This is a genomic window from Simplicispira piscis (assembly GCF_054783455.1).
The window spans coordinates 33,506-55,780 of record NZ_BAAGQN010000013.1 but is presented as its reverse complement, the minus strand read 5'-3'; the positions used below and the strand labels follow the sequence as shown (position 1 = coordinate 55,780).

Sequence of the window (22,275 nt, the reverse complement as noted above, 5' to 3'; positions counted from 1 at the left end):
AGCCGCGGGCAAATACCGATACGATTCCCGGGTCTGTTTCACTTTGAAGAGGTTTCACTATATGGATATCAAGACAATAGGCATCATCGGCGCAGGCACCATGGGCAACGGCATTGCGCAGGCCTGCGCGGTCTCGGGCATCAACGTCGTCATGGTCGATATTTCCGACGCCGCAGTCCAGAAGGGCCTGGCCACCGTCTCCGGCAGCCTGGACCGCCTGATCAAGAAGGAAAAGATGACCCAGGCCGACAAGGACACGGCCCTGGCGCGCATCAAGACCTCCACCAGCTACGACGACCTCAAGGCCGCGCAGCTTGTCATCGAGGCCGCCACCGAGAACTACGAACTCAAGCTCAAGATCCTCAAGCAGGTGGACGGCATCGTTGGCCCCGACGTGATCATTGCGTCGAACACCTCGTCGATCTCCATCACCAAGCTGGCCGCCGCCACCAGCCGCGCCGACAAGTTCATCGGCATGCACTTCTTCAACCCCGTGCCCATGATGGCGCTGGTGGAGATCATCCGCGGCCTGCAGACCAGCGACGCCACGCACGACGCCGTGAAGACCATGGCCCTGGCGCTGGGCAAGAGCCCCATCACCGTGAAGAACGCGCCGGGCTTCGTGGTCAACCGCATCCTCGTGCCCATGATCAACGAGGCCTTCTTCGTGCTCGCCGAAGGCCTGGCCACGCCCGAGGACATCGACGCCGGCATGAAGCTGGGCTGCAACCAGCCCATCGGCCCGCTGGCCCTGGCCGACATGGTGGGCCTGGACGTGTGCCTGGCCGTGATGGATGTGTACCTGCAGGAGTTTGGCGACAGCAAGTACCGCGCTTGTCCGCTGCTGCGTGAAATGGTCGCCGCGGGCCGCCTGGGCCGCAAGACGGGCCAGGGCGTTTATCGGTACTGACACCCCCTGAGGCCCTGCGGGCCTCGCCTGGAACGCGCCAGTTTGATGCGTCGCGGGAGCCGCATGGGCACACTGGATAACCCAGTTTCATAACCTCACTTGCAAGCAGAGCGCCTCACGGGGCGCTTTTTTTCGCCCAATTCCCTTGCCATGGCAGGGAATTAGGCCATTGAAATGCACACAATTTAATTGTGCACAATAATTCTACCCATGATGTCGCCAGCAGCCCCCGCCAGCCCCAGCCCGGCCGCCCTGCAACTGGACCACCAGTTGTGCTTTGCGCTGTATTCGGCCTCGCTGGCCATGACCAAGCTTTACAAGCCGCTGCTCGACGCCATCGGCCTGACATATCCGCAATACCTGGCGATGCTGGTGCTGTGGGAGCAGGACAGCCCCACCGTGTCGGAACTGGGCGAGCGCCTGAGCCTGGACTCGGGCACCCTCACCCCGCTGCTCAAACGCATGGAGGCCGCTGGCCTGGTGCAACGCCAGCGCGATGCGCAGGACGAGCGCCGGGTGCGCATCGCCCTCACCAGCGCCGGGCAGGCCCTGCGTGCGCAGGCCGAGTCCATCCCGGCCTGCATCCTGGCGCACAGCCATCTGCCGCTGAGCGAGGTGCAGGCGCTCACGCGCCAGATCCAGGCGCTGCGAGACAGCCTCCAACCCTGAAGTTTTCCTCCCGCCCCAGTCCGGGGCACCCACCCGAAAGGCAAGCACCATGACCACCCTCGACAAAGTTCTATACACCGCCCGCGCCCACACCACCGGCGGCCGCGACGGCGCCTCGCGCACCGACGACGGGCGCCTGGATGTGAAGCTGTCTTCGCCCGGCACCGCGGGCACCGGCACCAACCCTGAACAGTTGTTTGCCGCGGGCTATTCGGCCTGCTTCATTGGCGCGCTCAAGGCGGTGGGCGGCATGCAGAAAATCACGATTCCGCAAGACGTGGCCGTGGACGCCGAAGTGGACCTGGGCCCCATCACCGGCGGCTATGGCATCGCCGTGCGCATGACCGTGAACCTGCCGGGCATGGAACGCGCCGCAGCCCAGGCGCTGGTAGACGCCGCCCACAAGGTCTGCCCGTATTCGAACGCCACGCGCGGCAACATCGACGTGACGCTGACCCTGGCCTGACCCTGGTGTCGCGCAGGCGGCCCACCGGGCTTGAGCCCGCAGGCCGCTTGCCCTACCGTAGCGGCATGAACACCACCCTGCTCGTGCGCCAGGACGCCCTGGCCACCACCACCCTGCGCAGCACCGAACCCGCCCCGCTGGCCGACGGCCAGGTGCGCGTGCAGGTCGAGCGCTTTGCACTGACCGCCAACAACATCACCTACGCAGCCATGGGCGAAATGCTGCAGTACTGGCAGTTCTTCCCCTCCGGCGAGCCGGGCTGGGGCATCGTGCCGGTATGGGGCTTTGGCACGGTGGCCGAATCCTTGCACCCCGAGGTGGCCGTGGGCGAGCGGCTCTACGGCTACTGGCCGATGGCAACCGAGGCAGTGCTTCAACCCCACAAGGCGTCTAGCACGGGGTTCAGCGACGGCGCCACACACCGCGCCGGGCTGCACGCCGTCTACAACCATTACCTGCGCTGCGGCGCCGACCCGTTTTACCGCCCCGACACCGAAGACCTTCAGGCCCTGCTGCGCCCGCTGTTCATCACCTCTTGGCTGATTGACGACTTCCTGGCCGACCAGGACTTCTACGGCGCGGGCACGCTGCTGCTGTCCAGCGCCTCAAGCAAGACCGCCTACGGCACGGCCTTCCAGCTCGCGCAGCGCGCAGGAGTGCAGGTGATCGGCCTCACGTCCCAAGCCAACCAGGCGTTTTGTGAAAGCCTGGGCTGCTACCACCGCGTGGTGGCCTACGAAGACCTGGAGCAGCTCGCCGCCGACGCTCCTTGCGTCTACATCGACTTTGCGGGCAGCGTGGCGCTGCGCCAGCGCATCCACCAGCACTTCACCCAGCTCGCCTACAGCTGCGCCGTGGGCGCCAGCCATGTGGGCGACCTGGGTGGCGCCGGGCAACTGCCCGGCCCACGCCCGGTGATGTTTTTCGCCCCCGCGCAGGTGAAGAAGCGCACGGGCGAATGGGGCGTGCAGGGCCTGAACGACCGGCTGGTGGCCGCCTGGCAATCCTTCAGCAGCGCCGTGCAGGCACCGCCCCAACCCTGGATCACCGTGCAGCAGCACCAGGGGCCGCAGGCCACGCAGGCGCTGTTCCTGGAACTGCTGCGCGGGCAGAGCGACCCGCGCACGGGCCACATCGCCAGCATGCAGCCCTGATCCGCCGCCGCTGCGCTGCGGCACGGATACGGAGGGCCTAGCCCGCCGTTAAACGTGGCCGTGACGCCAATGGCGCATCGGCCAGCTTGAAGCGCCCCACCAGGCGTTCAAGCACCGCCGCCTGTTCGCTCATGGCACCGGCAGCCGCGGCGCTTTGCTCCACCAGGGCGGCGTTCTGCTGGGTCATCTGCTCCAGTTCGCCCACGGCGGAGTTCACCAGCTGCATGTCACTGCTTTGCTCGGCGGTGCTGGCGGTGATCTCCCCAATGATGCCGCTGACGCGCTGCACCGATTGCACGATCTCCTGCATGGTCTGCCCCGCGCGGTCCACCAGGGCCGTACCGGCTTCCACGTTTTCGACCGAGGCGGAGATCAGTGCCTTGACCTCGCGCGCGGCCTCTGCCGAGCGCCCGGCCAGCGAGCGCACTTCGCTGGCCACCACGGCAAACCCCCGCCCCTGCTCACCGGCGCGGGCCGCTTCCACGGCCGCATTCAGCGCCAGGATGTTGGTCTGGAACGCAATGCCGTCGATGACGGCAATGATGTCCACGATTTTCTTGGACGAGCTGTCGATGCGGTGCATGGTCTGCACCACTTCGCTCACCGATTGCCCCCCGCTTTGCGCCACAGAGTAGGCCGAAGCCGCCAGCGCATTGGCCTCGCGGGCCGACGCGGCTGACTGGCCCACCACACCGCTGAGGTGGTCCAGCGTGGACGATGCGCGCTGCAGGTGGGACGCCGTGGCCTCCGTGCGGTCGGACAGGTCGTGGTTCCCATGGGCAATTTCCACGCTGGCAGCGCCGATGCTGCCCGCCGAACGCTGCACCTGACCCACCAGCTCTGCCAGCGAATGCGACATCTGCGCCAGCGCGCGCAGCACCTCGCCCATTTCGTCCTGGCGGTCGGCGCCAATGTGCGCCGTCAAATCACCCTCGCCAATGGCGCGTGCCACCTGCACAATATCGGCCAGGGGTTCGGTCACACTGCGCTGCACCAACCGTGTGCCGATGCACACGGCCAGAACGATGATGGCCATGATGCCCGCCACGCCCCACACGGTTTTCAGCCGCTCGTTGCCCGCCTTGTCGCGCAGCTCTGTGGCGCCCCGCTCGGTCAGGCGCACCATGTCTTGTTGTGCGCCCTGCAGGGCCTTGAGCTTGCCCTGGGTGTCGTCACGAATGTGCGCCTGCAACGCGACCACATCGCCCCCGGCCTTGAGCTTTTGCGCGGCCTCCAGGGAAGTCTTCAGCGCCTGCGCCTGGGTGTTTGCGGCTTCCAGTGCCGCACGCTCGTTTGTGTCGGTGAGCAAAGCGCCCAATGCCGACTGCACCTGGGTGAGTTCCTGCTGCGCCTGCTCCTGCCCGCCCTGCAGCAGGGCGGCCGAGGTTTCATCGGCCGCCAGCGCCGCCCCCAGCGTGCGCAGCGCCTGCGCCTCGACCAGACCGCGCCAGCGCGACGCAAGCTCCAGCTTGCTTTGCTGGTCGGACTGCTCTTTGACCGTGATGGCCTGCGACTGCACCGTGCGCAGCGCCGAAGCGGTGGCCATGAGTACCAAACCGATACTCACTGCAATGGCCGGCAGCCATATTTTGGTTTTGATGCTCAATGCCATACAGGCCCCCTTGTGTCAGGACAAAACTTGTAACCACATGTCAAAAGTATGGCATGGCTTGAGATGCTGTGGGCCAGCGACAATCCCCTGATGCACCCCACCACCGACGCCGCGCCTCTCCACCCCTTTGCCACCCTCACCCCCGACGTGGTGCTCGACGCGCTGGCCAGCGTGGGCCTGTACGGCGACGGGCGGCTGATGGCGCTGTCGTCCTACGAGAACCGTGTGTACCAGGTCACGCTGGAGGACGGTAGCCGCGTCGTGGCCAAGTTCTACCGCCCGGGCCGCTGGAGCGAGGCGCAAATCCTGGAAGAGCACGCCTTCGCCGCCGAACTCATGGCCGCCGAAGTGCCCGCCGTGGGCCCCCTGGTGCTGGAGAGCCGCACGCTGCACCCGCATGGCGGCTTCCAGTTCTCGGTCAGCCCCTGGCGCGGCGGACGCCAGCCCGAACTGGACGACTTTGAAGTGCTCGAATGGATCGGCCGCTTTCTCGCGCGCATCCACACCGTGGGCGCCGCCCGTCCCTTCGCCGCACGGCCCACGCTCGATCTGCCACAGTTCGGCACCGAGCCGCGCGACTGGCTGCTGGAGCACAACCTGATCCCGCTGGACGTGCAGTCGGCCTGGCGCGACGCCTGCAATACCGCTCTTGATTTAATAGCTGTTAGCGCCCAACCAGAAAGCGCTGCAGGCCAATTTGATCTAAATAAAGCCACGCTGCTGCGCCTGCACGGCGACTGCCACCCCGGCAACATTCTGTGGACGCCGCTCGACGAATGGGGCCGTGGCGGCCCGCATTTTGTCGACCTGGACGACGCCCGCATGGGCCCCGCCGTGCAGGACTTGTGGATGCTGCTGTCAGGCGACCGGCGCCAGCGCACCCACCAGCTCGGCGCTCTGCTCGACGGCTACGAACAGTTCCGCCCTTTCGACCGGCGCGAGCTGGCCCTGATCGAACCCCTGCGCACCCTCCGTCTGATCCACTACAGCGCCTGGCTGGCCCGGCGCTGGCAAGATCCGATCTTCCCCATCAACTTTCCCTGGTTTGGCTCCAGCGACTACTGGCGCGGACAGGTCGACATGCTGCACGAGCAGATCGAGGCGATGGGCGAGGAGCCGCTTGCAGCATGACGCCCCCTCGTACCGCAGTAGCGGTCTGCCAGAATCCAGTCCACGCAGCTGCGACAACTTTTGATTGTGTGCTTAGACCGTTTCTGACCCATTCCCTTACCTTTCCTTTCTCATGCGCATTGCGATAGTCGACGACGACTTCCTCGTTCGGGACTTAATGAAGGCCCTCACGGACGGAATGGGGCACTTGTGTCATCCGTTTGAAACCGGTGAACAATTGCTCCAAGCGCTCCGGCGTGAAACCTATGATCTGCTGGTGGTGGATTGGCACCTCCCTGACATGGACGGACCAGAAGTCGTGCGCGCTGCACGACTGCTCACCGGCCCGGCGATGCCCATCCTGTTCGTCACCAGGCGCAATGATGAGCAAGACATCGTGGAAGCACTGGCCAGTGGCGCGGACGACTTCATGAGCAAGCCGATCCGTGTCGGCGAATTTTCCGCCCGTATCAAAGCACTGCTGCGGCGCGCCTACCCAGAGTCTTCACAAGCCGGACTGGCTTTCGGCTGCTACGGTTTCAACGAGACCTTGCGCATCGCTTCGCTCAATGACACGCCGATCGAATTGACCGATCGCGAATATGCACTGGCACTGGTACTGTTTCAGAACTGCGGGCGTCTGCTTTCGCGCGACCATTTGCGCGAGCTCGTCTGGGGCCAGATTCACGATGTGCCTTCACGCACCATCGATACGCATGTCTCGCGCCTGCGCAGCAAACTGAAAATGGGCGATGAGACGGGTTACCAACTAATGGCCGTCTACGGCGTGGGTTACCGGCTCGAAAAAAACGAATGAAATCCCCTGTCGAGCAGACCTTGCCTTGCCTGCGTGTACCAGGGCAAGCAGGCGTTACCGTTGCAATCCAGATTTCCCTGGCACGCTTTTTCGGGATGTCCTTGCTGCTCCTCTGGGGAAGTGCTGTATCAGCTCAACCTGCCCGACCCCAGGTCGACTTGTTTCACTGGTGGGTGTCCGGCGGCGAGCGCGCCAGCCTGGATGTCATCCGCGACACCGCGCAATCCAAGGGACTCGGATGGACGGAGTCATCAACCGCTGGCAGCGGCACCGACAGGTACACCAAGGTGCTCGATCAGCGCGTTCGCTCAGGGAAAACACCCACTGCCGCGCAAATGATTGGCCATGACATCCACGCATGGGCTGCCCGCGGCCTGCTGGCCAATCTGAACGACATCGCTCGCCGGGAAGAATGGGATGCTGTGGTGCCGATGGAAATCCAGCACCTCTCCAAGTACGGCGGGCACTGGGTGGCTGCGCCCTTTAATACCCATTCCACCAACTGGCTGTGGGTGAACCAGCCATTGGCCACAAGTTTGGGCGTCACCACGCCCCCGGACACCTTCTCCGACCTGGTGGTGCTCCTTGAAAAAGCACGTCGTGCGGGCGTCGTGCCGCTTGCGATTGGCCGCGAGCAGTGGGAGCACACGCTGCTTTTTGAGCTGGTGGCCGCGGGCGCTCTGGGTGCATCCACATACCGAAAAGCATTTGTGGAACTGATCCCCGAAACCCTGACACAGGAGCAAGCCACCTTGGTCTTCGCGCGGATTCGCACGCTTTCGCGCTATGTCGACCCTGGCTCTCAACGCAGAAGCTGGGACGAAGCCAGCGAAATGGTGCGCACCGGCAAGGCTCTGATGCAAGCACAGGGCACATGGGTGAATGGGGAATTCACAGCGCGCGGAATGGTGCCTGGACGCGAATATGCTTGCTGGCGCTTTCCAGACACGCAAGGCATGTTCCTTTTCAACGCCGATCAATACATTTTTTTCCGTGAACCCACCGCTGGAAAAAATGGCGTGGAAGCGCTGGCCTCCTTGTTGATGTCGCCTGACCTGCAAGAACAGGTCAATGTGCGCTCCGGTGCAGCACCCGCCCGTGTCGACGTGTCGCCAGAGCCATTCAATGCCTGTGGCAAGCGTGCCATAGCAGGCTTGCGCGCTTCGAATATGCGACGCACAGTGCTAGGCTCAATCGCCATGGGCAATGCCAACCCTGCAGCCGTCAAAACTGCGATTTACCAGGTGGTGACAAAGCACCTGCGCGGCGCACTGAGTGATGAGTCTGCAGCTGTCGCACTGCGCAAGGCGCTTTATGAAACGCCAGCGGCCAGCGCGAAAAGGGGGGTTCCATGAAACGCCGCCTTCGATTTTCCGACCTCCACTTCGCCAGCAAAATCCTTGTACTGATGGGCCTCATGGGACTCATCGCAGTGCTCGCTACCGCCTATGCGCTGTACAACATGCAGGCCGTGAACCAGCGCTATCGGAGTCTGATAGCGCACGAAGCGCAAGGTGCTTTGACCATCGCTGAAGCGGCGCGGCATCTGGACAGTGCGAGCCGCCTTGCCTACAAGGTACTCACCGAACCAGACGAACTCCGCATGCTGGCCTCGCTGAGGCAATTGCATGCCACCCAGAGTGAATACGATGCACAGCTGCTCCTTCTGGAAGAGGTGCTACCTACCAAAATTGAAGACATCCGTAGCATTGCAGCGCAATCGCAACGACTTTTCGAGTCCGCAGCAGAGGTCATCTCGGCCGCTGCCCGCTGGCGCGGCGACCGGGCGCTGCAGATCATCCACCGTGAATTCGAACCCGCACTAGGCACCATACGCGCCAATATGGACGACTTACGGGAAGGCGCCATCTCTGATTTCGAGACGGCCGCTGCTCAATCCAGCGAACAGACCGCGCGCACTATCGTGGTTACCGCGCTTGCGATTTTGGGCTCTCTTGTGCTGGTCATCCCCTTGGCCTTGCATATGGCGATCACACAGATGTCGCGGCCCATTTCAAAGCTAACGCACACGATGGAGAGAATGAGCCAGCGCCACTACGACGACACCATCGCCTTTCACGACCGAGACGACGAGGTAGGCCAGATGGCCAAGGCGCTGCAAGTTTTCCAGCGCTCAATGCAACGAGAGGACCGACTGACTATCGAGGTCGCTGCCAGCGCACAAGCGCGGCGGCTCTCGGAGCAACTGGTCGATTTAATCAGTGCGATACCGGGGGCGGTGTTTCAGATGCAAATGGCCCCGGATGGTTTGCGTCGAATTCTTTTTGCCAGCGAAAAGGCCGCGCAGCTGCACGGTAGAACCACCGCTGAGTTAACGCAGACAGAGGAACCTGCGGGGCATGAATTCTTGTACGCCAGTGGCCCCGAAGTGCGCAAAGCCCATGCAGCTTTTGTACACAGCGTGAACACGCTCGTACCGCTCAATTTCGACACACAAACCACGCACGACGGCAAGACACGGTGGCTCCAGACGCTTGCCACGGCGCGCCGTACGCCCAATGGCGGAGCACTCTTCAACGGCGTCTGGCTGGACGTGACCGAACAAAAAGAGCATGGGCAAGCGCTGACGCGCGCCAAAAACATTGCAGAGAAAGCCGCAGAAGACAAAGCGCGCTTTCTAGCGACGATGAGCCACGAAATCCGAACCCCTCTCAATGCCATGCTGGGCATGACCCAGCTTGCGCTTCGCTATGAGTCCGAAGAGCCGCAGCGCGAGCGCATCAAGAAAACCTTGCGCGCAGGTCGGCATCTGCTGAGCATCGTCAACGACGTGCTCGATATCTCAAAGATCGAGGCTGGCAAGATGGCTCTGGAAGCGGAAGCTTTCGCACCGCGTGAATGGCTGACCGATCTCGAGGAATTGTTCTGCCCCGAGGCGCAGGCGAAAGGCCTGAACCTGCAAGTGCACCTTGCACCAACGACGCCTGAACGTGTGCGTGGCGACCCGCAGCGTATGAGCCAGATAGCGATAAATTACTTGAACAACGCTATCAAGTTCACCCAGACCGGTGACATCACCCTTCTGCTGGACACGGTGGAAAACAGTGCCTCAGGTGTCTTCCTGCGCTGCCAGGTCACTGACACCGGCATGGGTATTGACGAGCGCGATCAAGCGTCCTTGTTCACTGCGTTCGAACAGGGCGACTCGTCGATCACGCGCCGCTTCGGGGGCTCCGGATTGGGCCTGTTCATTTCCCGACAGCTCGCTGAGCTGATGGGCGGCGCGGCAGGCGTGAGCAGCACCGTCGGCACTGGCAGCACTTTCTGGTTCACGGCGCGCGTTGATGTAATGCCAGCGCACACGCCCGCACCAGCAAATGCAGGCACTGAAGTGGTCGACCGGCCGATGCACAGCCCCTACCGCAGCACGCAATTCGCGCGAGGCGCCCGCGTACTTCTAGTGGACGACAACGAGCTCAATCGGGCCGTTGCCCATGGCATGCTAGAAGTGGGCGGCATTTTGGTCGATGAAGCCTGCGATGGTACGCAGGCAATCGCCATGCTGGAGGCCGCATCGGAGGACACGTATGCCCTGGTGTTGATGGACATGCAAATGCCCATCATGGATGGCTTGACGGCAACCACCGCGCTGCGTCAGAACCCGCGCTTTGCGCAACTGCCCATCATTGCATTAACCGCCAATGCCAGCGACGACGACATTGCACGTACCCGCGCTGCAGGAATGCAAGACCATCTGTCTAAGCCTTTGCTTGAGGAAACCTTGTGGTGCTGCATGCGGCGCTGGGTACAGCTCCCGAAATCGCCTGCTCCAGCCCCGCTCGTTCGCGTTGATGTCGACAGGCTCGTTGAATTGCACGAAACTTTGGGCCCGGTTCGTACGAACACACTCATGGTAGATTTCTTGCAGGATTGCGAACGGCGTCTTGCACGCATCGAAGCGCTGACCAAGCACGCGCATTCCCTCGAATGGGGGGCTCTCGCCCAAGACGCCCATGACCTGAGTGGCAGCGCAGGCAGCTTCGGCCTGACTCAATTGGGGGATCTCGCATACCAACTGAGCACACTTGCCGAGCAACGCGATGAAGCGGGTGCGCGGATCGCCATCACAGCGTTCTTGAAGCACGCACGTATGGACTTGGCCGCCCTAAAAGTCCACAATGAAAAGCAAGTTTTCAGTCATCGGCCCGCAGTGAACACCTGATTCTGTTTCCAAATCATTTGTGTCCAGGCGCGAGGCCGCAGACAGTGCTGTAGCACGGCACAGCGAAGCAACCACGACACCGAAACAGGACGATGCCCCATGAAAGACAAGCTGCGCACGTTGTTTTCCATCCGCACCAAGCGACAGGCGCCACCCGTTGGTCCTTTGCCGCCGGTGGGGTCGTCCATCATGTGCCGCGGCCTCAAAATGCAAATCACCCACCCAATGCCGCGCGAACTGTGGGATTGGATGGTGCTGTCGGGCTGGCGCAACGTGCCTGTGGCCAACGATCGACGCCAGAGCATAGAGCTGCCAGCACGCACGATGAAGGAGCTGCTCGACGCCGCACCAAGCGAGCGCGAAGCGCTGCACGCTCGCATACTGCGCACCACCACACCGGCATCCTGAAACGCAGCTCTCCAATGCCCAGCAATACATAGCTATATTTTTAATAGCTACCAACGCTTGCACAATAAGCGAAAGCAGCCATCTAAAAATACCTCGCTGCTGCGCCTGCACGGAGACTGCCACCCAGGCAACAACCCAGTGGACGCCGCTCAATGCATGGGGCGCGGCGGCCCGCAGGGTGTAGATCTGGATAACGCCCGCATCGGCCCGGCCATGCAGAACCTATCGGTGCTGCTGTCGGGCGGCCAGCGCTGGGGCATGCCGATGCGCGCGCACCCCCTCACGCCGCCTATGCGGTTTCCAGCGTCGCCGTGGGGATGGCGTCGGCATTTTTTATCACCTGGCGCTGCGGCATGTAGTTCAGCAGCAGTTCGGTTTCTTTCTTGACCACGCTGTAGCACTCGCAGCTCAGCTTTTCCAGTTTCGGCCGGTCCAGCACCTTGATCAATCCGCGCGAATAAGAGATCACGCCGAGCTGCTGCAGTTTCAGCGCGGCCTGGGTGACGCCTTCGCGGCGCACGCCGAGCATGTTGCCGATGAACTCCTGTGTCATCGTCAGGTGGTTGTCGGACAGGCGATCCATCGACAGCAGGAGCCACCGGCAGAGCTGCTGGTCGATCGAATGGTGCCGGTTGCACACGGCGGTCTGCGAGATTTGCGTGATCAGCGCCTGCGTGTATCGCAGCATCAGCATGAGCAACTGGCCGTGGCGGTTGAACTCTTCCTTCACCCGCGTCCTGGGGAGTCGGTAGGCGTACCCGGCGCTCTGCACCACCGAGCGGCTCGGTGTGCTCTCGCCGCCCAGAAACAGGGTGATGCCGAGCAGGCCTTCGTTGCCCACCACCGAGATCGCGGTGGACGCCCCGTTCTCCATCAGATACTGCATGGAGACGATGGAATCGGTGGGAAAGTAGACATGGCGCATCGCGCGCCGCGATTCATACAAAACCGCGCGCAACGGCAGCGGAACCAGTTCCAGGTGCGGAAACAGACGGCCTTGAACGTCCGGCGACAAGGCCGCCAGAAGATGATTGTGCTGCGGCTCGGGTTTGGCGGGCACCGAGGCGCTTTTGGAACGGACCATGGGGAAGGGTTTTGACATTCGATGGAGGGCGACAACCCATGGCCCACGGCGGTAGTATCGCCCAGTACATCGGATTGGTATGTGAATCCCACTGTTTAACATAACTGACTGTGGGGCGCTTTTTCACCGGCGCTGCAACGGTCGGCATCCGCCCATGAAAGATCTTCTGCGCACCGTCTTTTCCATCCGCCAGCAGCGCCGCGCGCCGCCGGCCGGTCCTGTGCCCCCCGTGGGCGCGTTCATCATCCGCAAAGATGTGAAGATGGCGGTCAACCAGCCGATTCCGCGCGATCTGTGGAACTGGATGGTGCTTTCAGGCTGGCGCACCATTCCGGTCAAGAAAGACCGGCGCAAGTCCCTGGAGTTGCCCGCAGGCGCCCTGCTGGAACTCATCAGCGCCCACCCGACAGAGCGCGACATGGTGCATGCCCGCATCCTGCCCCAGGCCCGCGAACAGCGCGCCTGAACATCCGCTGGCCCGCTGACGAGGCCGCTGAACACCGATGGAAAACCTGGCTTGCGGACGGCTTGGGCTGCCGCGCAAAGCCGACCCATTTCGCCGATTCCCCGGCTGCCTATGCCTTGGGCGGCACCTTTGCAGTTGAGCGAAGCCAGTAGAGGAAGTAGATGGCAAAGCCCAGGTCTCCGACGGAGACACCAAAGGCTTTGAGCGGAATATCCCCACGAAGCAGGCACAGCAGTGCAATGAGGAACGCGCCCGTCTTTCCGATGGCGGCCAGCGCGATAAGGGACCGAGAAATCGTGGGAGACAGCGCCAGCCAGGCGTACGTTGCGCAGAAGAGCACAACGAAGTACGTCAGCATCCAGCGATAGAAATCGGACCCGATCGGTGGAAGCGCTGCCATGGCGCCCAGCGTCGATGGGAACATGAGCATGAGTGCGATGGCGGCGTTGTAGACGACACCCATCCAGAGAACAAGGCGCATAGGGTTCGGGCTGGCCCGTCAGGCAAGACCGTGTGTGACGCAATGTACGCATCATCGCCCAACCCGGTCGGGAACGCGTTGGTATCGACACCCGGCATCCCCCACGCGCAGCAGGCGAAGACACCGCCAAGCCGCTCATGGATGCCGGTCCAGGCAGGGCTCAACGGGTCGCCCCGGATGCAGCGGCGTCACCGCCGCAACAAAAATCCCGGCAAAGCCAAGGCTCTACCGGGATTTTTTTGCTATTTATTCAATAGCGCTTAGCGCTTGTCTGATGATCGCTTCAAGCTATTTTCGCCACCATCACACCAGCAGCGCATTCACCCGCTTGACGTAGGCGGCGGGGTCTTCCGGCAAGCCACCTTCGGCCAGCAGGGCCTGGTCGAACAGGATGTGGGCCAGGTCGTGGAAGTGCACACTGCCATCGAGCTTCTTCACCAGCGGGTGCTCGGCATTCACCTCCAGCACCGGTTTGGTTTCGGGGGCCTTCTGGCCGGCCTGCTTGAGCATGCGGGCGAGCTGCGTACTCATGCCGTCGTCCTGCACCACCAGGCAGGCGGGCGAGTCGACGAGGCGGGTGGTCACGCGCACGTCTTCAGCCTTGTCTTTCAGGGCTTCCTTGAGCTTGGCGAGCACCGGCTTGAAGGCTTCGGCGGCCTCTTCGGCAGCCTTCTTCTCGGCCTCGTCCTGCAGCTTGCCGAGTTGAACAGCGCCCTTGGCCACGCTTTGCAGCGGTGTGCCGTCGAAGTCCTGCAGGTAGTTCAGCGCCCACTCGTCCACGCGGTCGGTCATCAGAAGCACTTCGATGCCCTTCTTCTTGAAGACTTCGAGCTGCGGGCTGTTCTTGGCGGCAGCCAGGCTGTCGGCGGTGATGTAGTAGATGGCCTCCTGGCCTTCCTTCATGCGCGCCTTGTAGTCGGCAAAGCCCACCGTGGCGGTGTCGCTGGTGGTGCTGGCAAAGCGCAGCAGCTTGGCCAGGCGCTCGCGGTTGCCGAAGTCTTCGCCCAGGCCTTCCTTGAGCACGGCGCCGAACTCGGCGTAGAACGCCGTGTACTTGCCTTCCTTGGCCTTGTCGTCGGCGTCCACCACGTCGGTGACGACATCGTCACCCGTTGCGGCTTCGTGCTTGTCGTGCTTGGCCAGGTCTTCCAGCATGGAGAGCACGCGCTTGGTGCTGCCTTCGCGGATGGCGCGCACGTCGCGGCTTTCCTGCAGCAGCTCGCGGCTGACGTTGAGCGGCAGGTCGCTCGAATCGATCACGCCCTTGACGAAGCGCAGGTAGCTGGGCATCAGCGCCTCGGCGTCGTCCATGATGAAGACGCGCTTGACATAGAGCTTGATACCGGCCTTCTTGTCGCGGTTCCACAGGTCGAACGGCGCCTTGGCCGGGATGTAGAGCAGTTGCGTGTATTCGGTGTTGCCCTCGACGCGGTTGTGCGCCCAGGTCAGCGGGTTCTCGAAGTCGTGCGAGATGGCCTTGTAGAAGTCCTGGTACTGCTCGTCCGTGATGTCCTTCTTGGGCCGCGTCCACAACGCGCTGGCCTTGTTGACGGCCTCCCACTCGCCGGTCTTGACCATGGCGCCGGGCTGGCGGCCGCCGTTTTCGTCACCGGGGATGAGGAGCTCACCGTCTTTCCACTCTTCCTTTTCCATCAGGATGGGCAGGCTGATGTGGTCGGAATACTTGGCGATGACGCTCTTGAGCTTCCAGGCGTTGAGGTATTCCTCGGCGTCGTCCCGCAAATGCAGGATGACGCTGGTGCCGCGTGCGGGCCGGTCCATTGACTCGACCTCGAAATCGCCGCTGCCGCCGCTGACCCAGCGCACGCCTTCATTGGCAGGCAAACCGGCACGGCGTGACTCCACGGTGATCTTGTCGGCGACGATGAAGCCCGAATAGAAACCCACGCCGAACTGGCCGATGAGCTGCGCGTCTGCTTTTTGGTCGCCGGTGAGCTTGCCCATGAAATCCTTGGTGCCGCTCTTGGCAATAGTGCCCAGGTGGTCAATGGCCTCCTGCGCGCTCATGCCAATGCCGTTGTCCTGGATGGTGAGTGTCTTGGCATCTTTGTCGAAAGACACGCGCACTTCCAGATTGGGCGCGTCTTCGTACAGCGCGGGCTTGTCCAGTGCCTCAAAGCGCAACTTGTCGCAGGCATCGGACGCATTGGAGATCAACTCGCGCACGAAGATTTCGGGGTTCGAATACAACGAATGCGTGACCAGGTGCAGCAGTTGGGCCACTTCGGCCTGGAAGGACAGGGTTTGTTTGCTCATACGGATTTGTTGACGAAACGACGATGAAAAAGAGGACGAAGGCACAGCGCCCGCAAAGGAGATGTGCCTGCAGGCCTGTATTTATGGGCGGGCAGGCCGGGTTTCAAGCGGTGGCTGTGCGCTGGGCACCACGCAATAGAAAAACAAATTTGATAGCTGCTTGCGCTTTCTGGATAAGCGTTAGCGCCCAATTTTCCTACTATTCTTAACCATCCATGTTGATGCGCCGGACCAGCATTTGCAGCATGCCATCGGCCCTGTCGTTGGCCAACTGGCAGGTGCCTGCCGCAGCATGGCCTCCGCCGCCAAACTCGAGCATCAGGTTACCGACGTGCGTCTTGCTGCTGCGGTCCAGAATGGATTTGCCTACGGCCAGTACCGTATTTTGCTTTTGCAGGCCCCACATCACGTGGATGGAGATGTTGGCCGTGGGGAACAGCGCGTAGATCATGAAGCGGTTGGTCGCCCAAATGGTCTCCTCGGGCCGCAAGTCCAGCACTACCAGGTTGCCAATCTGCGTGGCGCATTGCAGGATTTGCTCCTTGGCCCGGGCCGCATGGTCGCGGTACAGCGCTACGCGCTCCTGCACGTCGGGTAGCTGCAAAATTTGCGCAATCGTGTGGTCGCGGCAGTATTGGATCAGGTCCATCATCAGCGCGTAGTTGCTGATGCGGAACTCCCTAAAACGCCCCAGGCCGGTGCGCGAATCCATCAGGTAGTTCAGCAGCACCCAGCCCTGCGGGTCGAGGATGTCGTCCCGCGAATACTGGGCCGAATCAGCCTGGTCGACAGCCGCCATCATTTCGTCAGTGATGCGCGGAAAAGCCGCCTTGCCGCCGTAGTGGTTGTAGACCACGCGCGCCGCCGACGGCGCATGCGCTTCAATGATGTGGTTCACATCGCGGCGCCCCGCGTTGCGCACCGTCTCGGATTCGTGGTGGTCAAACACCAGGTGCGCGCCCGGCACGTAGGGCAGGTTGGTGGTGATGTCGCGCTCGGTGATGGCGATCTTGCCGTCCTGCATGTCCTTCGGGTGCACGAAGGTGATCTCGTCGATCAGGTCCAGTTCGTTCAACAACACGGCGCACACCAGGCCATCAAAGTCGCTGCGCGTCACCAGACGGTATTTATTGTTACCCACGCTATCTCCTTGTTGCACATTCGACAGACACACATGGTAACGCTGCCGCACGGCGCATCAACTGAACCAGCGCACCAGCTGCTGCGCTACCTGGGCATCCTCTAACAGCGCCATATGGCCTACGCCATACACCACGTGCTGGTGGGTTTTGGGAAACTCCAGCGTGCGCTCGGCCTGATCGTGCTGGCCCAGCGCACTGCGCAATGGCACCAGGCCATCGCCCACCAGCCGCTCTGCCAGCGGGCTGCGCTGGCGCGCCAACGTAGCGGCCACGGTGTAGCACGCAACGCCTGCGGGCAGCGGCAGGTGGTGACGCGCGTCCGGGCTCTTGCGAAAACGGTCGCGCCCCTGCCAATCGGCTTCCTGCACATGGCCGTAGCGCAAATCGGTGATACCAGCGCTGCGCAAATGCCCCAGCCGGGCAAAGGGTCGGCTCCAGGGTGTGCTGCCCAGGATGACGTCGACCCAATTGCCTGCGCGCTCCAGCGGCGCCCCGTGGTGCGGCGTGCCCAGAAAGACCCATTTGCGCAGCTGGCCTGGCCACTGCAGTCCGGCCTGCACTGCCTGCTGGAAGGCGCTGCGCGCGACCAGACCGCCCATGCTGTGGACCAGCACGCTCAGCTCTTGCACCGGCACAGGCCAGTCGGCCAGCAGGGCTTCGATGCGGCCGGCCAGCTCCTGGCCGTTCATGGAGGTGTGCAGCCCCGTGTTGTAGCGCACATAGACTGGCGTGTAGCCCAGTGCCTGCGCCAGGTGCGCGCCATGGTCATGGCCTGCGCGCAACCACTGCAAATCATTCATGCACAGGCCATGCAACAACAGCAGCACCTTGCCGCTGGCTTGGCCTGAGGCGCGCAGGGCCACGAGATCGATTTCCCGGCCTTGCTGGCGCAGTTCCATCGACAACGCCAGCGGGTTGCCATCCTCGGCCAGTCGGTCGCCCATGACGCCGTTCAGGGCCGCGAGCACGGCTTCGCGCTCGGGTGACGGTGCGGTGCCGACACCTCGACGCTCCAGGAACGGTTCGAGCCGCAGCAGTGCCGCCTGCAGGCTGGCATCGACCAGGCGCGTGACACCCCGTATGCCCTGGTACACCAGGCCCGTGAGCCCGCGTGCACGACCCGCCTCCGAGCCGCCGGGCAGGCCCATCGTGCCTAAAACCGACTGGTGCACGCCTTCGGCAATGCCGGTGACACCGGTGGTGGCCTGGGTGGCCAGGCGAGCCACGCCGCGCAGGTCGGCAGGACGCAAGTGCCGCAAAGCCGCCATGGCGGCCCGCGCAGCATTGTCCGGCGAGGGTTTGCTCGTAGAGGCCATGGATGCTCCAGAAAATGAAAGGAATGAATCGAAAGGCGGTCAGAAGCGCTCATGCGCTCCCAGATAACGCCACTGCCCCACGGGCAGGTTTCCCAACGTGACACGGCCAATGCGGATGCGTTTGAGGCCCACCACCTTGAGCCCGACCTGCTCGCACATGCGCCGGATCTGGCGTTTTTTGCCCTCGGTCAGCACAAAACGCAACTGCTCAGGGTTCTGCCAATCCACCTTGGCAGGCTTGAGCGGCTGGCCGTCCAGACTCAGGCCGTGGCGCAAGCGCTCCAACAGCGCGGGAGGAAACACCGCCTGGACGTTGGTGCGCACCGGGTCACGCTCATCCATTTCCTGCAAGGGCGCAGCACGCTCACCCGATCGCCGGGCATCGGGCCCTTCATACACCACGCGCACCAGATATTCCTTGTCGATCAGAGAGTCTTCCCCGATGAGCTGGCGTGCCACGCGACCATCCTGCGTCAGCACGAGGAGACCCACCGAATCGATGTCGAGCCGACCCGCAGGCGCCAAGCCACGCAGATGCGGCGGCGTAAAACGCAGGCCGCTGGGGTCTTCACGCCAATGCGTACGCGGGTTGATGAGGGCCACTGCCGGTGTGTGCCCGTCTTCGGCCTGTCCCGACACATAGCCCATGGGCTTGTGCAGCACGATGGTGACCTGGCTGGCTTGCTGGCGCTGCGCTGCGCGCTCGACGGTGACCTTGTCCTGCGGCGTGACCTTGACGCCCATTTCCGCCACCTTGCCGTTCACGTAGACCCAGCCATGGGCGATCCAGTCATCGGCCTCGCGGCGCGAGCACAAGCCCAGCTCGGCCAGGCGCTTGTTCAAGCGCGTGCCGGCGGATGCTGACGCCGCCACAGGGTGCGCCACCCGCTGCCCACGGGGTAGCGGCGCGGCATCCCTGCGGGACCCGGGCCCGGGCCCGGGCCCGGGGCTGGCGGCGGGCGGTGGCGGGACTGGGCGATCGGGCGGTTGGGCGGGCGCTGCAGGACGGCGCAGGCTCAGGCGCCGGGAGGCGGTGGGCTGCTCAGGGGGGACTGCAGGCGGGCGAGGGCTGGAGGGCATGGTCAGAAAGCGGTGCAAGGGGTGCGCAGGACGCCATGGGCAGCCTCGCGCGATAACGGATTCAGAACTTCAGGCCTGCTGCTCTTGCCAAGCCAGAAAATCCTTCGCCGGCAATGGCCGGCTGATGTGATAGCCCTGCGCTTCATCGCAGTTCAGGGTGCGCAGACGTTCCAGGATGTCCGCATTTTCCACGCCTTCGGCAACCACACTCAGGCCCAGATTGTGCGCCAGGTCAATGGTGGAGCGCACGATCTGCTCGTCGCCTTCGCCTTCCTGCATACCCATCACAAAGGACTTGTCGATCTTCAGCTCTTGCACCGGCAGGCGTCGCAGGTAGGCCAGCGACGAGTAGCCCGTGCCAAAGTCATCGATCGAGAGCTTGAAACCCTGCTGTGACAGGCGGTTGAGCATGGCCTCGGCGCGCAGCGGGTCGTCCATGATGGCGCTCTCGGTGATTTCAAGGCACAGGCTTGAAGCCTGTACGCCATGGCGCGACAAGATAGCCGCCAGTCGGGTGCTCAGCTCGGGGTCGAGCAGATCGCGGGTGGACAGGTTGACCGACACACGCAATTGCAGCGCCCGGGAACGCTCATCGGCCAGGAGGCGCACCACAGCGTCAAAAACCCACAACGTGAGTTGGCGCACGAAACCGGTCTGCTCGGCAAAGGGGATGAACTCCATGGGCGGCACCAGACCGCGGTGCGGGTGCTGCCAGCGCACCAAAGCCTCGGCAGCGCAGCCTTCGGCGCTGTGCAGCGCCACCTTGGGCTGCAGGAAAAGGCGCAGCTCGCTTTGGTCAACGGCGCGCCGCAGGTCGCCCAACAGCGTCAAAGTCTGTGCACTCGACGAATCGAGCGCCGGGTCATACAGCAGTGCGGCACTCAGTTTGCGCTTGGCCGCGTACATGGCGATTTCAGAACGGTTGAGCAAGGTGTCGGCATCTGCGGCATCGCCCGGCCAGCAGGCAATGCCAATACCTGCACTCAAATCCACCGTCTGGTCATCGAACTCCAGTGGCGCTTCGAAAGAACGTGCAATTCCCCGTGCCACCTCCAGCGCCTGGATGCCATCGGTATCGTGCAACAGCAGCGCAAATTCATTGCCACCCACGCGCGCCACCATGTCTTCGGGCATGTGGACATGGGGCCGCAGCCGTCCGGCCACGGCCTGCAACAACCGATCGCCAAAGGCGTAGCCCAGCACATCATTCACATGCTTGAAGCGGTCCAGATCGAGCAACAGCACGGCCAATGGGCGCGGTTCGTCACCCTGCGCCTTGATGGACTGCATCAAGGCACTGCGAAAACGCTCACGATTGGGCAGGCCCGTCAAGCGGTCCCGGTAGGCCAGGTCGCGCACCTTGGATTGCTGGCGGGCAATATCGAGGCGCATGTGGTCGAAAGAACGGGCCAGATCCCCGATCTCATCGGCACGCTCCATGTGCTCCATGGGCACGCTGTAATCTCCCTCCGAGAGCCGCCCTGTGGCAGTCAGCAGTGAACGCAGCGGCGTCGTCACGCGCCGCGCCATGGCCCCGCTGCCCAGTGCAAAAAGCACAAGACCGCCCACCGTGATGCTGGCCAGCAGAAACTGCAGCTGCCGGTACGGCGCCACCAGCGGATCAACGGAACGCAGCAGCAATGCATGCACCTGCCCCCCCAGGGCGTCCATGCTGCTGGACCGCACCAGCAGGGTTCCGGCATCGGTCTCCAGTTCGTTCACCGCGCCGCCACTGTCACGCAGCGCGGCCAGCGCAGAACCCGTCAGCGTGCTCACAGGCAGCGACACGGCCCCGCCTTCCGGCTGTACCCGCACTGCCACGTCCACAGCCAGCAACTGGCGCATTTCTTCGGCCAAGGGCTGGCCAATCGGGAAACCCATCAACACCCAGCCAATCACCACAGGCGCCTTGAGCGGCACCATGACAAACATGTAGGCCTGCCCACCCAGCACAGCGACCTGGCTCGACTGGGGTTGTGCGGCCAGAGCCTGGATGACTGGCGACAGAGATTCCGGCAGGGGAGGCATCCCTTCGGCCAGACTGGTGGCGCGCAGAGCGAATTGGGTGTCCAACAAGGCGGTGACAACCGCACCAATGCGTGCGCCGTGGTTCTCCAGCGCCGACTGGATGGTGTCCCGGTCGCCCGAATTGACTGCCGAACGGAAACCAAAATCGGCGGCCAGCAGGACCGACCCCTGGCGCAGACGCTCAGCGTTTTGTTCCAGTAGCCGGTGCCACACCCGTTCGTCGGTATCGAGCTCTCGCGCAATCTGGCTCCTTGCGTTGCGGTCGATGCTGGCGCGCACGACGGCGAAACCTGCCGCTTGCACGACCAGCAAGAGCAGCAGCGAAATGCCCACGAGGCGAGCAATGAGACTGCGCGGCAAGGCCCGAAACGTCAAGGCTGCAACCCCACCATCTGCACCGTGACCACGGCTTCGCCCGCAGCCGGCACCGTCAGGGTTTGTTGCAGAGCGGGCGTACCCACCGGCTGGCGTGGGTGCCAGACGCGCAACTGGTAGCTGCCTGTGGGCACGTTGTCGAGGCGCACGCGGCCTGCCACAGAGCCACCCAGGCCCGTCTGTGCGTAGTAGGGTGTATCCAGCACAACAATCCAACCCACCATGTTGTCGTGGATATTGCAGCCCAGCAAGACCACTCCCGGCTGATCAAACAGCACCGGCTGGGCATCCTTGCCCTTGTAGAGCTTGAGTTCAAATTTCTTGGTGGGCGAGAAAGAATAGACATGGTGGCGCACCGCGTCCATGTTCGGAAACTGCACCTCGGTGCCCACGGTGGTCACCAGCACGGCAGGCACAAATTGCTTTTGTTGCTGTGCCATGGCCACGCCATGCATAGGCCTCACCTGGCGGCGCGCCTCGGCGGACTCCAGATAAACCACCGCCTGATCCAGGGGCTTGTCTGCAGCGGCGTCACGAACCTCCACCTGCACACTGCCCGCCCAGGCCGACGCCAGGGGCAACAGCGCCAACCCGACCGCCCGCAACCAGGAACCTACCGGCAATAGCAGTGATTTCATCGCGGCGGGCTCCTTTGTCCCTTGTTTATAGCGCATGCCAAAGTGCACAAAATTTCTGA

Annotated in this window: 19 protein-coding genes and 1 pseudogene; 11 read left to right on the top strand and 9 right to left on the bottom strand. The window is 63.1% G+C overall.

The window, feature by feature from the left end:
- Positions 1 to 61: 61 nt before the first annotated feature.
- The 4 genes from ACYVOC_RS07645 (at position 62) to ACYVOC_RS07630 (ending at position 3,199) form a co-directional block, all read left to right on the top strand.
- Positions 62 to 910 (top strand): 3-hydroxybutyryl-CoA dehydrogenase, encoded by an 849-nt coding sequence (locus ACYVOC_RS07645; RefSeq protein ID WP_461161373.1) that lies wholly within the window; start codon positions 62 to 64, stop codon positions 908 to 910.
- Between the two features lie 210 nt (positions 911 to 1,120).
- Positions 1,121 to 1,579 (top strand): MarR family winged helix-turn-helix transcriptional regulator, encoded by a 459-nt coding sequence (locus ACYVOC_RS07640; protein ID WP_461161372.1) that lies wholly within the window; start codon positions 1,121 to 1,123, stop codon positions 1,577 to 1,579.
- 49 nt (positions 1,580 to 1,628) lie between these two features.
- Positions 1,629 to 2,045, top strand: a complete 417-nt coding sequence (locus ACYVOC_RS07635; protein WP_116005128.1) for an organic hydroperoxide resistance protein — start codon at positions 1,629 to 1,631, stop codon at positions 2,043 to 2,045.
- A 65-nt stretch (positions 2,046 to 2,110) separates the two neighbouring features.
- Positions 2,111 to 3,199: a DUF2855 family protein gene (locus ACYVOC_RS07630; RefSeq protein ID WP_461161371.1), complete on the top strand. Its 1,089-nt coding sequence runs from the start codon at positions 2,111 to 2,113 to the stop codon at positions 3,197 to 3,199.
- A gap of 37 nt (positions 3,200 to 3,236) precedes the next feature.
- Here ACYVOC_RS07630 and ACYVOC_RS07625 read toward each other — a convergent pair whose 3' ends face one another.
- Positions 3,237 to 4,811 (bottom strand): methyl-accepting chemotaxis protein, encoded by a 1,575-nt coding sequence (locus ACYVOC_RS07625; protein ID WP_461161370.1) that lies wholly within the window; start codon positions 4,809 to 4,811, stop codon positions 3,237 to 3,239.
- A 90-nt stretch (positions 4,812 to 4,901) separates the two neighbouring features.
- Here ACYVOC_RS07625 and ACYVOC_RS07620 point away from each other — a divergent pair, with 90 nt between their 5' ends.
- From ACYVOC_RS07620 to ACYVOC_RS07595, 6 genes and pseudogenes are all read left to right on the top strand, one after another.
- The gene (locus tag ACYVOC_RS07620; RefSeq protein ID WP_461161472.1) at positions 4,902 to 5,942 is read left to right on the top strand and encodes a serine/threonine protein kinase; all 1,041 of its coding nucleotides are present in this window, start codon (positions 4,902 to 4,904) and stop codon (positions 5,940 to 5,942) included.
- 112 nt (positions 5,943 to 6,054) lie between these two features.
- A complete protein-coding gene (locus tag ACYVOC_RS07615) occupies positions 6,055 to 6,738 on the top strand; it encodes a response regulator transcription factor (RefSeq protein ID WP_461161369.1) in 684 nt (227 codons plus the stop codon).
- 101 nt (positions 6,739 to 6,839) lie between these two features.
- Entirely contained in the window at positions 6,840 to 8,093 is a 1,254-nt protein-coding gene (locus ACYVOC_RS07610) for an ABC transporter substrate-binding protein (RefSeq protein WP_461161368.1), read from the top strand.
- Positions 8,090 to 10,921, top strand: coding sequence for a response regulator (locus ACYVOC_RS07605; RefSeq protein ID WP_461161367.1), 2,832 nt, complete (start codon positions 8,090 to 8,092; stop codon positions 10,919 to 10,921). Before ACYVOC_RS07610 ends, ACYVOC_RS07605 begins: the two co-directional genes overlap by 4 nt.
- A 99-nt stretch (positions 10,922 to 11,020) precedes the next feature.
- Positions 11,021 to 11,329, top strand: coding sequence for a hypothetical protein (locus tag ACYVOC_RS07600; protein WP_116005134.1), 309 nt, complete (start codon positions 11,021 to 11,023; stop codon positions 11,327 to 11,329).
- A gap of 93 nt (positions 11,330 to 11,422) precedes the next feature.
- Positions 11,423 to 11,581, top strand: a pseudogene (locus tag ACYVOC_RS07595) (serine/threonine protein kinase); the annotation flags it as partial.
- A 37-nt stretch (positions 11,582 to 11,618) separates the two neighbouring features.
- Here ACYVOC_RS07595 and ACYVOC_RS07590 read toward each other — a convergent pair.
- Complete coding sequence (locus ACYVOC_RS07590; RefSeq protein ID WP_461161366.1) at positions 11,619 to 12,413, bottom strand: Crp/Fnr family transcriptional regulator; 795 nt, start codon at positions 12,411 to 12,413, stop codon at positions 11,619 to 11,621.
- Between the two features lie 154 nt (positions 12,414 to 12,567).
- Here ACYVOC_RS07590 and ACYVOC_RS07585 point away from each other — a divergent pair, with 154 nt between their 5' ends.
- The gene (locus ACYVOC_RS07585; RefSeq protein WP_461161365.1) at positions 12,568 to 12,879 is read left to right on the top strand and encodes a hypothetical protein; all 312 of its coding nucleotides are present in this window, start codon (positions 12,568 to 12,570) and stop codon (positions 12,877 to 12,879) included.
- A gap of 109 nt (positions 12,880 to 12,988) precedes the next feature.
- Here the strand turns inward: ACYVOC_RS07585 and ACYVOC_RS07580 are convergent, their stop codons facing one another.
- The 7 genes from ACYVOC_RS07580 to ACYVOC_RS07550 form a co-directional block, all read right to left on the bottom strand.
- Complete coding sequence (locus ACYVOC_RS07580; protein WP_461161364.1) at positions 12,989 to 13,360, bottom strand: hypothetical protein; 372 nt, start codon at positions 13,358 to 13,360, stop codon at positions 12,989 to 12,991.
- Between the two features lie 303 nt (positions 13,361 to 13,663).
- Positions 13,664 to 15,637, bottom strand: coding sequence for a molecular chaperone HtpG (htpG, locus tag ACYVOC_RS07575; protein ID WP_461161363.1), 1,974 nt, complete (start codon positions 15,635 to 15,637; stop codon positions 13,664 to 13,666).
- Between the two features lie 205 nt (positions 15,638 to 15,842).
- A complete protein-coding gene (locus ACYVOC_RS07570; RefSeq protein WP_116005140.1) occupies positions 15,843 to 16,778 on the bottom strand; it encodes an exopolyphosphatase in 936 nt (311 codons plus the stop codon).
- 57 nt (positions 16,779 to 16,835) lie between these two features.
- Positions 16,836 to 18,095, bottom strand: a complete 1,260-nt coding sequence (locus tag ACYVOC_RS07565) for an esterase/lipase family protein (RefSeq protein WP_461161362.1) — start codon at positions 18,093 to 18,095, stop codon at positions 16,836 to 16,838.
- Positions 18,096 to 18,134: 39 nt separating this feature from the next.
- A complete protein-coding gene (locus ACYVOC_RS07560) occupies positions 18,135 to 19,175 on the bottom strand; it encodes a pseudouridine synthase (RefSeq protein WP_461161361.1) in 1,041 nt (346 codons plus the stop codon).
- 69 nt (positions 19,176 to 19,244) lie between these two features.
- A complete protein-coding gene (locus ACYVOC_RS07555; protein ID WP_461161360.1) occupies positions 19,245 to 21,578 on the bottom strand; it encodes a bifunctional diguanylate cyclase/phosphodiesterase in 2,334 nt (777 codons plus the stop codon).
- The gene (locus ACYVOC_RS07550; protein WP_461161359.1) at positions 21,575 to 22,216 is read right to left on the bottom strand and encodes a methylamine utilization protein; all 642 of its coding nucleotides are present in this window, start codon (positions 22,214 to 22,216) and stop codon (positions 21,575 to 21,577) included. Before ACYVOC_RS07550 ends, ACYVOC_RS07555 begins: the two co-directional genes overlap by 4 nt.
- Between the last annotated feature and the right edge of the window lie 59 nt (positions 22,217 to 22,275).